At 62.1% G+C, this 13121-nt stretch carries 17 protein-coding genes and 1 tRNA gene; 5 read left to right on the forward strand and 13 right to left on the reverse strand.

The genetic code is table 11. The annotated features are described in order from the left end of the window. The 6 genes from DBR47_RS16925 to DBR47_RS16950 all read right to left on the reverse strand — a co-directional run. On the reverse strand, positions 1 to 702 hold a 702-nt coding region (locus tag DBR47_RS16925), incomplete at its 3' end, for a transposase (protein WP_370454932.1). Positions 703 to 759: 57 nt separating this feature from the next. Further along, entirely contained in the window at positions 760 to 1092 is a 333-nt protein-coding gene (gene tnpB / locus DBR47_RS16930; RefSeq protein ID WP_197047122.1) for an IS66 family insertion sequence element accessory protein TnpB, read from the reverse strand. Beyond that, complete coding sequence (gene tnpA / locus DBR47_RS16935) at positions 1089 to 1445, reverse strand: IS66-like element accessory protein TnpA (protein WP_124452206.1); 357 nt, start codon at positions 1443 to 1445, stop codon at positions 1089 to 1091. Before tnpA ends, tnpB begins: the two co-directional genes overlap by 4 nt. 53 nt (positions 1446 to 1498) lie before the next feature. Further along, positions 1499 to 2446 carry a FecR domain-containing protein gene (locus tag DBR47_RS16940; RefSeq protein ID WP_197047123.1) on the reverse strand — a complete coding sequence of 316 codons (948 nt, stop codon included), beginning with the start codon at positions 2444 to 2446 and terminating at the stop codon, positions 1499 to 1501. 2 nt (positions 2447 to 2448) lie between these two features. Further along, positions 2449 to 2934, reverse strand: a complete 486-nt coding sequence (locus DBR47_RS16945; RefSeq protein WP_124452209.1) for an RNA polymerase sigma factor — start codon at positions 2932 to 2934, stop codon at positions 2449 to 2451. A 32-nt stretch (positions 2935 to 2966) separates the two neighbouring features. Further along, positions 2967 to 3797, reverse strand: coding sequence for a transposase (locus DBR47_RS16950; RefSeq protein WP_197047124.1), 831 nt, complete (start codon positions 3795 to 3797; stop codon positions 2967 to 2969). A 117-nt stretch (positions 3798 to 3914) separates the two neighbouring features. Here DBR47_RS16950 and DBR47_RS16955 point away from each other — a divergent pair, with 117 nt between their 5' ends. Next, the gene (locus DBR47_RS16955) at positions 3915 to 4142 is read left to right on the forward strand and encodes a helix-turn-helix domain-containing protein (protein WP_124452214.1); all 228 of its coding nucleotides are present in this window, start codon (positions 3915 to 3917) and stop codon (positions 4140 to 4142) included. A gap of 130 nt (positions 4143 to 4272) precedes the next feature. Further along, positions 4273 to 4683: a TfoX/Sxy family protein gene (locus tag DBR47_RS16960; RefSeq protein WP_124452217.1), complete on the forward strand. Its 411-nt coding sequence runs from the start codon at positions 4273 to 4275 to the stop codon at positions 4681 to 4683. A gap of 278 nt (positions 4684 to 4961) precedes the next feature. Here the strand turns inward: DBR47_RS16960 and DBR47_RS16965 are convergent. Further along, positions 4962 to 5049: transfer RNA gene (locus DBR47_RS16965), tRNA-Ser, on the reverse strand. Between the two features lie 207 nt (positions 5050 to 5256). Between DBR47_RS16965 and DBR47_RS25370 the strand changes: the two genes are divergently transcribed. After that, positions 5257 to 6816, forward strand: coding sequence for a methyl-accepting chemotaxis protein (locus tag DBR47_RS25370; RefSeq protein ID WP_305037021.1), 1560 nt, complete (start codon positions 5257 to 5259; stop codon positions 6814 to 6816). Positions 6817 to 6905: 89 nt separating this feature from the next. On the opposite strand, the gene serS is transcribed toward DBR47_RS25370, so the two are convergent. The 3 genes from serS to DBR47_RS16985 all read right to left on the reverse strand — a co-directional run bounded on the left by serS (position 6906) and on the right by DBR47_RS16985 (position 9725). Then, complete coding sequence (gene serS / locus DBR47_RS16975) at positions 6906 to 8201, reverse strand: serine--tRNA ligase (protein WP_124452219.1); 1296 nt, start codon at positions 8199 to 8201, stop codon at positions 6906 to 6908. Positions 8202 to 8299: 98 nt separating this feature from the next. Next, positions 8300 to 9280 carry a 4-hydroxy-3-methylbut-2-enyl diphosphate reductase gene (ispH, locus tag DBR47_RS16980; RefSeq protein WP_124452221.1) on the reverse strand — a complete coding sequence of 327 codons (981 nt, stop codon included), beginning with the start codon at positions 9278 to 9280 and terminating at the stop codon, positions 8300 to 8302. Between the two features lies 1 nt (position 9281). After that, positions 9282 to 9725: a peptidylprolyl isomerase gene (locus DBR47_RS16985; RefSeq protein ID WP_124452223.1), complete on the reverse strand. Its 444-nt coding sequence runs from the start codon at positions 9723 to 9725 to the stop codon at positions 9282 to 9284. An 83-nt stretch (positions 9726 to 9808) separates the two neighbouring features. On the opposite strand from DBR47_RS16985, the gene radC reads away from it, so the two are divergent. Together radC and DBR47_RS16995 are read left to right on the forward strand one after the other, a co-directional pair. Next, a complete protein-coding gene (radC, locus tag DBR47_RS16990) occupies positions 9809 to 10483 on the forward strand; it encodes a DNA repair protein RadC (protein WP_124452225.1) in 675 nt (224 codons plus the stop codon). Further along, positions 10480 to 11151 carry a Smr/MutS family protein gene (locus tag DBR47_RS16995; protein ID WP_231512359.1) on the forward strand — a complete coding sequence of 224 codons (672 nt, stop codon included), beginning with the start codon at positions 10480 to 10482 and terminating at the stop codon, positions 11149 to 11151. Before radC ends, DBR47_RS16995 begins: the two co-directional genes overlap by 4 nt. Before the next feature lies 1 nt (position 11152). Here the strand turns inward: DBR47_RS16995 and DBR47_RS17000 are convergent, their stop codons facing one another. From DBR47_RS17000 to DBR47_RS17010, 3 genes are read right to left on the reverse strand one after another with little or no spacing between them, the layout of a single operon-like run. Beyond that, complete coding sequence (locus DBR47_RS17000) at positions 11153 to 11551, reverse strand: group II truncated hemoglobin (RefSeq protein WP_124452227.1); 399 nt, start codon at positions 11549 to 11551, stop codon at positions 11153 to 11155. Next, positions 11548 to 12387, reverse strand: a complete 840-nt coding sequence (locus DBR47_RS17005) for a MinD/ParA family protein (RefSeq protein WP_124452229.1) — start codon at positions 12385 to 12387, stop codon at positions 11548 to 11550. The genes DBR47_RS17000 and DBR47_RS17005 overlap by 4 nt, the downstream gene beginning before the upstream one ends. Continuing rightward, positions 12384 to 13046, reverse strand: coding sequence for a GGDEF domain-containing protein (locus tag DBR47_RS17010; protein WP_231512360.1), 663 nt, complete (start codon positions 13044 to 13046; stop codon positions 12384 to 12386). Before DBR47_RS17010 ends, DBR47_RS17005 begins: the two co-directional genes overlap by 4 nt. Between the last annotated feature and the right edge of the window lie 75 nt (positions 13047 to 13121).

Below are 13121 nucleotides of genomic sequence, written 5' to 3' on the forward strand. Positions count from 1 at the left end.
GAGCATCTCTGTCTTGAGTGAGTCCACCAGCGGCTGTAACTGCACGCCACATGCACCGACCCAGGCGGCCAATGTCGAGCGCGGCAGGCTCACGCCGGAGCGGGCATAGATGCCTTCCTGACGATACAGCGGCTGGTGATCGGCGTACTTGGCGACCAGCACCTGCGCGAGCAGGCCAGCGGTCGGGATGCCCTTGTCGATCACATGCGCCTCGACCGGCGCTTGCACCAGGCGCTCGCACTTGCCGCAGGCCCACTTGCCACGAATGTGGCGCTCGACGGTGAACACGCCCGGCTCGTAGTCCAGCTTCTCGGCCACATCCTCGCCAATGCGCTTCATTTGGCAGCCGCAGGCGCACAGGGTGTTGTCGGGCTCATGGCGGAACTCGCGACGTGGCAGCTCGGCCGGAAGCGCTTGTCGCTTGGGAGTCTGACGCTCAGGACTGGCAGGCTTGGGGGCGAGTTGCTGCAACTCGCTTTGCACCGCCTCCAGGTCTTCATCGACCGAGTCTTCGAGCAGGCTGCGCTGATCGCCCTGGAACACCTCGCTGCTGGCGGCGAACTTCATCCGCTTGAGCACTGCATTCTCGTGAGTGAGCTTGTCGATGGTCGCCTGCTTGTGGCGGACCTCGTTCAACAGACGCCCGGTCAACTCGCGCAATTGCGCGGGTGTCAGGTCGTCGAGTTGGGCTTCGTGGATCACGAGAATGCATCTTGCCCACTTCGATGCCCGCAGGCATCGGCACTTCCTGCAATTGCACTACAGCACGCGGATGACGCCAGCTTCGCCCATCATCTGCCAAGGCAGGCCCAGCACGAGCGCATCGAGTTGAACGCGGCTCAGGCTCAGTGTGCCTTCGACGTGATGAGGCCAGATGAACTTGCCGCGATGCAGCCGCCGGGCGGCCAACCAGATGCCGACGCCATCATGCACCAGCACCTTCATGCGATTGGCGCGTCGGTTGGCAAAGAGGTAGGCGGTGTGCGGGTGAGCGGCGCCAAAGACCTTGACCACGCGGGCAAGGGCCGACTCGGTGCCGGCGCGCATGTCCAGCGGCTCGACCGCCATCCAAACAGAGTCGATGCGGATCAACGCAGCAACTCGCGAGTCCAGGCGGCGAACTCGGCCGCCGCCGATGTGGGCCATTTGATCGTCATCGCAATAGCGCCACGGCGCAGCTCAACCCGAATGTCGGCGCTGGCGACGGACTCCGATGGGACAGGCGCCGACGCAAGCGATACCGGGACGAAGCCGCTTGAGAGCGTGGGCAGTGATGGCTTGCCCTCACGCTGTATTTGCCGCCAGCGGTGCACGACATTGGCATTGATGCCATGGGCCAGGGCCACCTTCGCTACCGAGGTGCCCGGCACTTCGCACTCGGCCATCACCTGCGCCTTCAACGCATCGCTGTAGTTCCGTCGCCTCGTGGGCTTGTCGCTTGCCATCGTGTCCACCTTGTTCTACGTGGACACGATCCTTCCAGTCGCGACGGGTCAATTCAAGATGGGATGGCCGGTCGCATACGATTCATCTCAGCCACGGCATCAAGCAGCGAAACATCATCAAACAGCGCCTCACCACGCTTCCAGGCCAACACCTGCTCCATGCGCGGCCGGTCGACTTGAGCTACAGCCAGGGCAAGCGAACTGCCCTGCTTGCCTGACTCCCCTGCCCCAGTCCGCGAATCAAGCCGCATTCGCTCTCCCGGCGCCATCACGAGTGGGCTCCGACGCGCAGCCCCCGCGTCACCTGATGAAGCATCACGGACCACCACCTGCCCTTCCACCAAGGTCACGGCGAGGGCTGCAGCTGCAGCAGGCGAATCACCTGGCGTTAGCCGCACGACAAAGGCCGTGCCGGTGGCCACGACTTCAGTCCCTGCCGCCTGAACAATGAAAGGCCGGCTCAGATCTTTGGCGACCTCGAACAAGGCCTCACCACCCTCCACGGAGACGGTGCGCTGCGCCCGCCCAAGCTCCACGCGAACCCGCGAGGCGGTGTTCAGCGACATGCGGGTGCCGTCTTCCAGCATCACCACCTGCTGCTCACCCACCCCAGTCCGAAAGTTCTCTACATTTCGCCAGGGATGCAAGATCACCAAGCCCGCGAGGAACGAGACAGACAAGGCCAGGGCCCAAGGCACAGGCCTCGTAGGTAGGTGCACTTGGCGAGCCACTGAAGCACCCTCGCCAGAAGCTGAGCGAGCATAGCTGCTCAGCGTCACGCCCGCCACCTCCTGCCAGATCTCGGTGCAGCGCTCAAAGGCCAGACGATGCGCCGCAGATCGCTCCTGCCAAGCCAGGCATTCGCGCTCCATGCGTACGGACCGATCCGGCCCATGCAGGCGAGCCACCCACACCGAGGCTTCTGCCGCAATCTCGGGTGTCACCACCGGAGCCGCCGCCTCACCAAGCCCCCTGCCCTCTTCTTCTCCTGAACCACGCACGCCTACCAACCTTCCATCCAACCTGTCACCTGCAGTGTCGCCTTGGCAATGTGCTTCTCCACCGTGCTGGTGCTCAAGCCATGGCGTTCTGCAATCTCCCGATACGTCAGGCCGTCAATGCGGTTGGCCAGGAAGATGTCGCGCGTCTTCTCGTTCAAACGGTTCAGGCACACGCTCATCCGCGCCATGCGCTCGCGGGCCAGCACCACGGCTTCAATGCCCGGCGCCGTATCCAACAACACCACCTCCTCCACCAGCACCTCCTCGCCATGATTGACCCGCGCCCGGTGTGCATCAATCGACAAGTTCAGCGCCGTGCGCATCAAGAACGCCTCGGGCCGCTCCACCGGCACCGGCTGATCCAACTCATAGCGGGCCAGGCGAATCCAGGCTTCTTGCACCAAATCATCGGCATCGTGGGTTGAGCGGCCTCGGCGCATCAAAGCAGCTCTGACACGCGAGAACACCGGGGGCCAGTTCTTGCTCATTTGAATCTCTCCCATTCAAGCGTCTACGCGCCTCAGATGAAACCAGCAACTGCAGAACCCAGAGGCTTGCCAGAGGCTGCCATGCCCAAAGCCCCATAAGGACGAGGAGCCAAAGCAGCAGAAGTAGCAGCACGCTCCAGCCGGCGCTCAGCGCGCAACAACACAGCGCACACAAACTCCAACGCCTCCGCCGAATCGGCAAAGCTGCCATGCCGAGCAATCGCTCGCTCCAAGCTCCCTTGGATCTCGGCCGCCATGCGGTCTGCAGCAAGCACCAACCGCCGCGGAGAGGCAGGCAAGTCAAACAGAGGCCGCCAATGCTCCAAGGCCAAGCGCCACAGCGCCACGATCTGCGGGTACTTCTTGCCCCAAGGCCCAGCTTCAACGTCAGACAAGACATCCGTCGCCGAGCTGCTGCAACTGGCTCCGACCACCGTCTGAAATGCGCCCGCAACAGCTTGCCTATGCCGAGGTGCCACCAAGGCAACCGTGACGGCCATGGCCTGTGCGATCGATGGCAATGCCGCCGCGCCAAAGAACTCGACGCCTCGCTCAACGCCCTTCCCTACCAACGGAGTGCCAACTGAGTAGCGGATGCGCTCAACTCCTCGGTCACCTAAATCCGCAACTAGCTCAGGCGAGAGCGTCACATCGAAGCGGGTCTGACACCATGCGCCCAGCAGTTCAAACTCGCCATCCAGCAAACAGCCAAACCCCCAATAAACCGTCACGCAAGAGGCAGGCGAAGCTCTCACAGACACATCGACTGATCGAACAACAGCGACCAGGTAGCGGCGACTAAGTAACCGGTATTGCAGACGCAAGCTTTCGGCCCTGCTCTCAACTCGATTCAACGCATCCATTGCCCCTCCCAGCATGCCCCTAAGCCTGACGATTTTGCGTCATTACTCCAACTATAGTTGGAGGACAAAATAATATCAAAGCGGCCCAATTTCTCCAACCATAGTTGGAGAAACTTCTTGGACGTCGCAATCAAATTTGGGAAGGTTTTGCGCGACCTGCGCAAGCAAGTCGGCATGACGCAAGAGCAGTTGGGCTTTGAGGCCGAGCTAGAACGCAACTACATCAGCATGCTTGAGCGAGGAGAACGACAACCAACGCTGACCACGCTAATGAAGCTAGCAAAGCCCTTGCGTTGCAAGGCCTCGCATATGGTCGCACTGGTCGAATCGACTTCACTCGAGTAGACAGATCAAGACTCGCCGACTAGGAAGCCTGTACTGCATTCAAAGTTGGCCAGCAAAGTGTGGGACGAATTGCCCTAACCTCCACTGCTCAGTTTTCCATGGGCAGCAAAGTGCAGAGGACGCGATTCGTATGCCTATCAGTTCGGATTTGCTGAACAGGACCCTGAAGCTCTTGGAGGGACTTGGCCCACTCCGTACGCGCAAGATGTTCGGTGGTGTCTACATCTACTGCGACGACCTGTTCATCGCGACAGTGCACGACAAAATTCTCTACTTCAAGGCCAATGCCAGCACAGCACCGGCCTTCCAAGCGAAAAATTTGCCAATCTTCTCGTACCCAAAGGAAGGTGGAGTTGCGACCCTCCAGTACTTTCAGGCGCCACCCGAGGTCTTCGACGACCCCGCAGAGATGAAGCTATGGGCAGAAACCGCGTTGAAAGCAGCAAAACAAGATGCAACCATAAAGGCTGCCAAACGAGAGTTGGCTCACAGCCGCGCCATATCCAAAAAGGCGGCGCCAAAGCAAGGCTGTGAAGACTAATTTGCGCAATGGGCTACCAATCGATTCATGCGTCATTGGCAAGACCTGACCCTCTGAGAATGTCGCCAAAGACGACTACTCGGGTTGACGCGGCGAGCGGCGCCATCGTTCAAAGCCGACTGAATTGCCGAAGCTTCTTGTTCGCCAGCATCCTGAGCCAGACCGATCGTCGGAATTGCGTGGCTCTCAAAGGCCGCGCAATGGCTGAATCGGTTGGTAGAACGATTGGTAGATAGAAACGAAAAACGGGCCGCTAGGGCCCGTTTTTACGTACTACTTGGAGGAGAGGGGGGGATTCGAACCCCCGAGACGTTTCCGTCCGCCTGATTTCGAGTCAGGTACATTCAACCACTCTGCCACCTCTCCGGGTATTTGGCGCGTCGCTAACAAGATTTAACTTGTCACCGAGTGAAGCCATAGATTGTAGCGCAGTTTTTGCAGTGATTGCAAGACTTCAAAAGTCTTTATGTTTTCCACTCCCTGCCGATAAGGCTCAGATGCAGGGATTCCCGCGGGTCACAAAGGCTGCCATTGAAGCAACCGGCCCGAGGTCGTATGTGGAAGGAATCACTGATGAACATCAGAAACATGAACATTGGGCTGCGCTTGGGCGCAGGTTTCTGTGTGTTGCTGGGCTTGCTGATTAGCATCGCCTTGACCGGCGTACTCAAAATTCGCTCGACCAACGAGCATGTCGAGTTCTTCGCTGTCAACATCGTGCCCTCGCTGAAGATCATTGATCAGCTGCGCGGCTCATGCCAGGTTCTGCGTCGCTTGGAAAGCCAACATCTGCTGTTGGCCACCGACAAGGAAATGGAAGAGATGGAGGCGCGCATTGCCTCGGCACAAAAAGACATCGACACAGCCCTCAAGGGCTACGAGGCCTTGCTGGCCGACGAGACGGACAAGCGCAATCTGGACAGCACACGCGCCGCCGTGAAGGGCTATCAAGCCATGTGGGAACGCTTGCGCCCCCTCTCCCACCAGTCCGTCGCCGACCCCAGCAAACTCGATCAGGCCAAAAAATTCTTGTTCGGCGAATCTCGCAGTGCTTTTGATGCGCTGAGCAAGGCACTGGACGATTTGTGGGCTTACAACGATGAGCTGCTGAAGCGCGGCAGCAAGGACGCCGTCGAGGGCTACCGCAGTGCGGTCTGGTTGGTGTCGGGCCTGAGCCTGGTCGCCGTGGCCTTGGGCGCCGTGGCCGCCATCTGGATCACCCGCTCCATCACCCAGCCCATGAATCAGGCCGTGGCCGTGGCCGAGCGCATCGGCGCGGGCGACCTCAGCTCTCGCATCGAGGTCACAGGCCGGGACGAGACCGCGCATTTGCTGAGTTCGCTACAGCAGATGAATGCGGGCCTGGTGGACATCGTCAGCCGAGTGCGCAATAGCTCGGACTCGATCGCCACCGGCTCCGCCGAGATTGCCAACGGCAATGCCGACCTCTCGCAACGCACCGAGGAACAGGCCAGCAATCTGCAGCAAACAGCGGCCTCGATGGAAGAGCTGACGGCCACCGTCAAGCAAAACGCCGACACCGCCCGCCAGGCGAGTCAGATGGCGACCAGCGCCTCGGCCGTGGCCACTCAGGGTGGCGAGGTGGTTGGCCGGGTGGTGGCGACGATGGAGCAGATCACCGCCTCCAGCAAGCGCATCAACGACATCATCGGCGTCATCGACGGCATCGCGTTTCAAACCAATATCCTGGCCTTGAATGCAGCGGTGGAAGCCGCCCGTGCCGGCGAGCAAGGGCGTGGATTCGCGGTGGTGGCGGGTGAGGTGCGATCCCTGGCCCAGCGTTCGGCCGAGGCCGCCAAAGAGATCAAGAGCTTGATCAGCGCCAGCGTCGAGAACGTGGAGGCCGGTGCCAAGCTTTGCGATGACGCAGGGCAAACCATGGGCGATATCGTCAACCAGGTGAAGCGGGTGACGGATTTGATCGGCGAGATCAGCAGCTCCAGCATGGAGCAAAGCACCGGCATCGGGCAGATTGGCGACGCCGTCAACCAGCTCGATCAGGTCACGCAGCAGAACGCGGCCTTGGTCGAGGAGTCGGCCGCCGCCGCTGAAAGCCTGAAACACCAGGCTGCCCACCTGGCCCAGACCGTGGCACAGTTCAAGCTCAGCTAAGGCCGTCACCCGGCCCGAGCAAGCCCAAGCAAAAAGAGCCCGCCGATTCTTCGGCGGGCTCTCTATTTTTCATTTCAGACGCAGCGGGCTCAGGCGCGCAGCACCTCAACACCCTTCAGATAGGGCCGCAGCACGGTGGGCACGGTGATGCTGCCATCGGCGTTTTGATAGTTTTCCAGCACGGCCACCAGGGTGCGGCCCACGGCCAGGCCGGAGCCGTTGAGGGTGTGGACCAACTCGTTCTTGCCCTGCGCGTTCTTGAAACGGGCTTGCATGCGACGCGCCTGGAAGGCCTCGCAGTTGGAGCAGCTGCTGATCTCGCGGTAGACGCCTTGCGCCGGCACCCAGACTTCCAGGTCATAGGTCTTGGTCGAACCAAAACCCATATCGCCGGTGCACAGGGTCAGAACGCGATAAGGTAGCTCCAGCTTTTGCAGAATGGCCTCGGCATGGCCGACCATTTCTTCCAGCGCCTCGTAGCTCTTCTCCGGGTGCACGACTTGCACCATCTCGACCTTGTCGAACTGGTGCTGGCGAATCAGGCCGCGGGTGTCGCGTCCGGCGCTGCCGGCTTCGGAGCGGAAGCAAGGGCTGTGCGCGGTCAGCTTGATGGGCAGGTTAGCCGCGTCCAGCACCTGCTCGCGCACAGTGTTGGTGAGCGAGATTTCCGAGGTCGAGATCAGGTATTGCTCGGCCGCGTCCTCATCGCCACCGCGCAGCACCCAGAACATGTCTTCCTTGAACTTGGGCAGCTGGCCCGTGCCTTCCAGCACCTCACGGTTGACGATGTAAGGCGTGTAGCATTCGGTATAGCCATGCTCCTCGGTCTGCACGTCGAGCATGAACTGAGCCAGGGCGCGGTGCAGCTTGGCCATGGGGCCGCGCATAAAGGTGAAGCGCGAACCGCTCAGCTTGGCCCCGGTTTCGAAGTCCAGGCCCAGCGGCGCGCCCAAATCCACATGGTCACGCACCTCGAAGTCAAAGGCGCGCGGTGTGCCCCAGCGCCGCACTTCCACATTGCCCGATTCGTCCGAACCCACCGGCACGCTTTCGTGCGGCAGATTGGGCACGCTCATCAAAAGGGTGGCCAGCTCTTGCTGGATGGCGTCCAGGCGCTCGGCGCTGGCCTTCAGCTCATCCGCAATGCCGCCGACCTCGGCCATCACGGCCGATGCGTCTTCGCCCTTGCCCTTGAGCATGCCGATCTGCTTGGACAAGCTATTGCGCTTGCCTTGCAGCTCTTCGGTGCGCACTTGCAAGCCCTTGCGCTCATGCTCCAGGGTGGCGTAGCGCTCGACGTCCAGGAAAGCTTGCGGATTCTTGCGGGTGTTCAGACGCGTGATGACGGCGTCCAGGTCTTTGCGCAGCAGGGTGATGTCTAGCATTTGGGGGTGTCCTTGAAACTGTCTGGATTCTATGAAAGCAAAACGGCGCCGGATGTTGGCGCCGCGTCAAAGCCTGTTTGAGGCATGCAGCGCCAGGTTCAAGATCGAGAGGAATTCACTTCCGCCATGGACTTGTCGCCCAAGCCCAGCGGCAAGGGGAAGCGCACATGCTCCTCCACGCCGGGCAGGCTGCGCACGGCCGTGGCACCCAGGGCACGCAGGCGGCTGATGACGGCCTGCACCAGCACATCGGGGGCCGAGGCGCCGGCCGTCAGGCCCACTTTGGAACGACCTTCCAGCCACTCGGCTTGCACTTCGTCTGCGCTGTCCACCATATAGCCCGGCGTGCCCAGACGCTGGGCCAGCTCACGCAGACGGTTGCTATTCGAGCTGGTGGGGCTGCCCACCACGATCACCACGTCCACCTGGGGGGCCATCACCTTGACGGCGTCCTGGCGGTTCTGGGTGGCATAGCAAATGTCTTGCTTCTTGGGCTCGCGCACCAGCGGGAAGTGCTTCTTCACGGCGGCCAGGATTTCGGCCGCATCGTCCACGCTCAGCGTGGTCTGCGTCACCACGGCCAGTTTGGCGGGATCCTTCACGCGCACATGGGCCACGTCTTCCACCTCTTCGACGAGGTAGATGCCCTCGCTGAGCTGGCCCATGGTTCCTTCCACCTCGGGGTGACCCTTGTGGCCGATCATGATGAACTCATAGCCTTCGCGGTGCAGCTTGGCCACCTCCACATGCACCTTGGTGACCAGCGGGCAGGTGGCGTCAAAGACCTGGAAGCCGCGCTCGGCCGCTTCTTGGCGCACGGCCTGGCTAACGCCGTGGGCGCTGAACACCAGGGTGGCGCCGGGCGGCACATCGGACAACTCTTCGATGAAGATGGCGCCGCGTGCCTTCAAATCGTTCACCACATAGGTGTTGTGCACGATCTCATGGCGCACATAAATGGGCTGGCCGAACTTGAGCAGGGCCCGCTCGACGATTTCGATGGCGCGGTCCACACCGGCGCAAAAGCCGCGCGGCTCGGCCAGCAGGACTTCTTGTTGGGCTTGAATAGGCTCGCTCATCTCACAGCACCCCGATCACTTGCACTTCAAAGCTCACCGGCTGGCCGGCCAGCGGGTGGTTGAAGTCGAACAACAAGGCGTCACCCGACACTTCACGCACCACACCGGCGTAAGAACCTTGACCATCTGGCGTGGGGAACTGCACCACATCGCCAACGCTGTACTGCTCGTCCGGGTCGCCCAACTCACGCAGCAAGCTCAGGCGCACGCGCTGCAGCAGCTCGGGGTTGCGATCGCCGAAAGCCTCGCCGGCGGCCAGCTCGAACTGGCTGCGCGTGCCCTCGGCCAGGCCGATCAAGCGCGCCTCGATGGCCGGCGACAATTCGCCCGTGCCCAGGGTCAGGGTGGCGGGTTTGTCGGCGAAGGTGTTGATCACGTCACCCCCATCGGGGCCTGCAAGGCGGTAGTGCAGGGTCAGAAAGGATCCGGCTTGGATGAGATTCATGGAGGCAATATTGGCTAGACTGAGCGGATTTTAGAGCCTGGCCGCTGCTGCACCCTGCTTGCACCCCTGAATTCCCACCCGCCATGCCGCTCAATCAGCTCCCACCCGAGGCCCGCCCGCGCGAAAAGCTGCTGGCACGCGGCCCGCAAGCCCTGGCCGATGCCGAGCTGCTGGCCCTGCTGCTACGCACCGGCATCCAGGGTCTGCCGGTCTTGCAGCTGGCGCAAGCTTTGCTGGATCAGTTCGGCGGCTGGCATGGGCTCTTGCATGCCAAGCTGGAAGATCTGGCCAAGGTGAAGGGGCTGGGCCCAGCCAAACGGGCGGAGATCGCTGCGGTACTGGAGATTGCCCGCCGCTCGCTCTTGCAGGAGTTGGCCCAACGGCCGGTGTTTGATGCGCCCGAAACGGTCAAGAGCTATTTGCGCCTGAAGCTGGCCGGCCTGTCTCACGAAGTATTTGCGGTGCTGTTCCTCGACGCCCAGCACCGCCTGATTGCAATGGAAGAAATGTTTCGCGGCACCCTCACCCAAACCTCGGTTTACCCGAGAGAAATCATCAAACGCGGCCTGGACCTCTCCTGCGCCGCCGTCATCCTGGCCCACAACCACCCCTCCGGCGTGGCCGAGCCCTCACGCGCCGACGAGATGCTGACTCAAGCCCTCAAAACCGCTCTGGCCCTGGTGGACATGCGGGTGCTAGATCATTTGGTGGTGGGCAGCGGCGAAGTGATCTCGTTCGCCGAGCGAGGCCTGCTGTGAGCCGCAATCCCAAGGCTGCCTCCCTGCACAGCTTGCAGGACTTGAAGCTGCTGCAACGCGAACTGGCCTTGCAGCGCCGCCTGGCCGAAGAAGCCCGCGAACGCGAGGCTGCGGCCGCCCGCCTGGCCGAGCAGGAACGGCGCATCTTTGAGCTGAGTGTGGGCCCGGTGACGCCGCTGGTGCACGCCCAGCGCGCCCACCATGCCCTGCCCCGCCCCTCGGCCCAACCCTTGCAGCGCGAAGCGGACGAGCGCCAGGCCTTGCTGCAAGCCTTGTCGGACGATTTCGATGTGGACTCCTTGCTGGAGACGGACGAGACCCTGTCCTTCCGCCGCCCGGAGATTCCGCAAGAAGCCCTCAGCAAGCTGCGCCGCGGCCACTGGGCCTTGCAGGCGCAGCTAGACCTGCACGGCATGCGCCGCGACCAAGCGAGAGAAGCCCTGGGGAATTTTGTGCAAGACAGTGCCAAGCGCGGCCTGCGCTGCGTGCGGGTGGTACACGGCAAGGGCAATGGCTCACCCGGCCGCGAGCCGGTGCTCAAGGCCAAGGTCAGGCGCTGGTTGGTGCAAAAGCAGCAGGTGCTGGCCTTTGTGCAGGCACGGGCCAGTGACGGCGGCAGCGGCGCGCTGATGGTCTTGCTGCAGCAGGTGCAGAAGAACTCAGACTAAATTAGACGTTACGCATCCAGTCTGCCGTGCCCATGAAGGATTCGGTCAGGCGTGCCTGCAGCGTCGGATCCAACTGGCATTCGCTCATGGCCTGCATCATGCAGGCCATCCACTGGTCGCGCTCCTTGATGCCAATGCGAAAGGGCAGATGACGGGCACGCAGACGCGGGTGACCGAAGCGCTCGACATAGTGGTCCGGGCCGCCCAGCCAACCGCACAGAAACCAGTGCAGCTTGTCGCGTGAGCCATCGAGAACACTGGGGTGCAGACTGCGCAATTCGGCAAAGCCGGGCTCCAGATCCATCAAATCGTAGAAACGATCGACCAGACCCCGCACCGCGGCCTCACCCCCCACCCATTCAAACGCCGTGCTGGGCTGGCTGGTTTCCGACTCGCTCATCGCTCCATCAACTTCAAAGCCAAGGCCTTGATGCCTTGCGCAGCATCCGAGCCTGGGAAATGCTCCATCACCAACTGGCGTTTGAGCACGGCTTGGCGCACGCTCGTGTCCTGCTTGACCTCGCCCAGCAAGTCCAGTTTGAAGCTGTGGCCGGGCTTGGCCCCAACAAAGCGTTGCAAAACCTGCTGCAGCTGGCCGCAGATCAGCTTGCCCTCGCCCACCCGGCTGGCTTGGTTGACCAGCAGACCCACCTCGCGGCGGTCTTGCTGGGTGGCCAGTACCTTGATGGTGGCGTAAGCGTCGGTCAGCGAGGTGGGCTCGGGTGTGGCCACGACCAGCACCTGGCTGGCCAGGGAGACGGCGAACAAAACCACGTCCGAAATGCCGGCGCCGGTATCCAGTAACACCCAATCAAAGCGGGGCCTGACCAACTCAACGATGTTCAGGAGCTTGTCACGCACCTCCGGCGTCAGGCGTGAATACTCCACCATGCCCGAACCGGCCAACAACACATGAAAGCCGCCGGGCGCAGGCAGGATGGCCTGCTCCAAGCTCGCCTTGTCGGTGAACACATCATGCAGGGTCAGCTTGGGGTGCAGATTCAGCACCACGTCTAGATTTGCCAGGCCTAGGTCGGCGTCCAGCACCAGCACCCGCTGGCCGCGTGCAGCCAAGGCGGCGGCCAGATTGGCGGTCACAAAAGTCTTGCCCACGCCGCCCTTGCCGCTGGTCACGGCCAGGGTGCGCGCGCCCCCTTTGGCCGCCATCAGCGGGCGTGTTGCTGCCATCGTCGTAGGGGCGGGGTTCTGTGCAGCAGGATCTGTGGTCGTACTCATTCGCTTTCCTGTTGCGTAACTGCAAACAACATGCCCTTTTCCTCGGCGCTCACCAGGGAATCGACTTGCGTCTCCAGGCAAGCGCGGTTGCGACCCTCAGCCTTGGCGCGATACAGCTGCCGGTCGGCTCTTTCCATCCAAAGCAGCGACGACGAACGCACCCACTGCGGCGCAAACGCACCGCCCAGGCTCACCGTCACTGCCAAAATCTGTCCGGGCGCGACTTCCACGCGCAACTCCGACACGCGTTCGCGCACCCGTTCTGCCACCATCAGGCCATAGCTGGCGGCGCAGCTGGGCAGGACGATGGCGAATTCCTCACCACCGACGCGGGCCACGGTGTCCATAGGACGCACGACCTGATTCAAGGCCGCCGCCACCGCTTTGAGCACCAAATCACCGGCCGCATGGCCGTAGGTGTCGTTGACCGCCTTGAAATGGTCGATGTCCAACATCAGCAGCAAGGCCGACTCGCCGGAGCGGGCCACCCGGTCCACCTCGCGGGACAGGGCCATCTCAAAGCTGCGACGGTTGACCAGGCCGGTCAAGGCGTCCTTGCTGGACAAATCGCACAAGGCATCGATCACCGCCTGCAGCCAGTCTTCGCCATAAGGCTCGGCCTCGGGCAGCAGGGCACCGGCCTGCTGCAAAAGCTGCATGGCCATGTCCAGCCGCAGCCGGCTGGCGTCAATTTGTGCGGTTGTGGGGCTTTTGTCCAAGATAGTCCAACGCGT

It is taken from the genome of Paucibacter sp. KBW04 (assembly GCF_003852425.1).
Lineage (GTDB): Bacteria > Pseudomonadota > Gammaproteobacteria > Burkholderiales > Burkholderiaceae_C > Paucibacter_A.

Coding starts and splice junctions, on each gene's coding strand:
- DBR47_RS16945 (WP_124452209.1), bottom strand. CDS start 2,934: ATGAGCAAGAACTGGCCCCCGGTGTTCTCGCGTGTCAGAGCTGCTTTG.
- ispH (WP_124452221.1), bottom strand. CDS start 9,280: ATGAGCGAGCCTATTCAAGCCCAACAAGAAGTCCTGCTGGCCGAGCCG.
- DBR47_RS16950 (WP_197047124.1), bottom strand. CDS start 3,797: ATGGATGCGTTGAATCGAGTTGAGAGCAGGGCCGAAAGCTTGCGTCTG.
- radC (WP_124452225.1), top strand. CDS start 9,809: ATGCCGCTCAATCAGCTCCCACCCGAGGCCCGCCCGCGCGAAAAGCTG.
- DBR47_RS16960 (WP_124452217.1), top strand. CDS start 4,273: ATGCCTATCAGTTCGGATTTGCTGAACAGGACCCTGAAGCTCTTGGAG.
- tnpA (WP_124452206.1), bottom strand. CDS start 1,445: ATGGCAAGCGACAAGCCCACGAGGCGACGGAACTACAGCGATGCGTTG.
- DBR47_RS17005 (WP_124452229.1), bottom strand. CDS start 12,387: ATGAGTACGACCACAGATCCTGCTGCACAGAACCCCGCCCCTACGACG.
- serS (WP_124452219.1), bottom strand. CDS start 8,201: ATGCTAGACATCACCCTGCTGCGCAAAGACCTGGACGCCGTCATCACG.
- DBR47_RS25370 (WP_305037021.1), top strand. CDS start 5,257: ATGAACATCAGAAACATGAACATTGGGCTGCGCTTGGGCGCAGGTTTC.
- DBR47_RS17000 (WP_124452227.1), bottom strand. CDS start 11,551: ATGAGCGAGTCGGAAACCAGCCAGCCCAGCACGGCGTTTGAATGGGTG.
- DBR47_RS16985 (WP_124452223.1), bottom strand. CDS start 9,725: ATGAATCTCATCCAAGCCGGATCCTTTCTGACCCTGCACTACCGCCTT.
- DBR47_RS17010 (WP_231512360.1), bottom strand. CDS start 13,046: ATGCAGCTTTTGCAGCAGGCCGGTGCCCTGCTGCCCGAGGCCGAGCCT.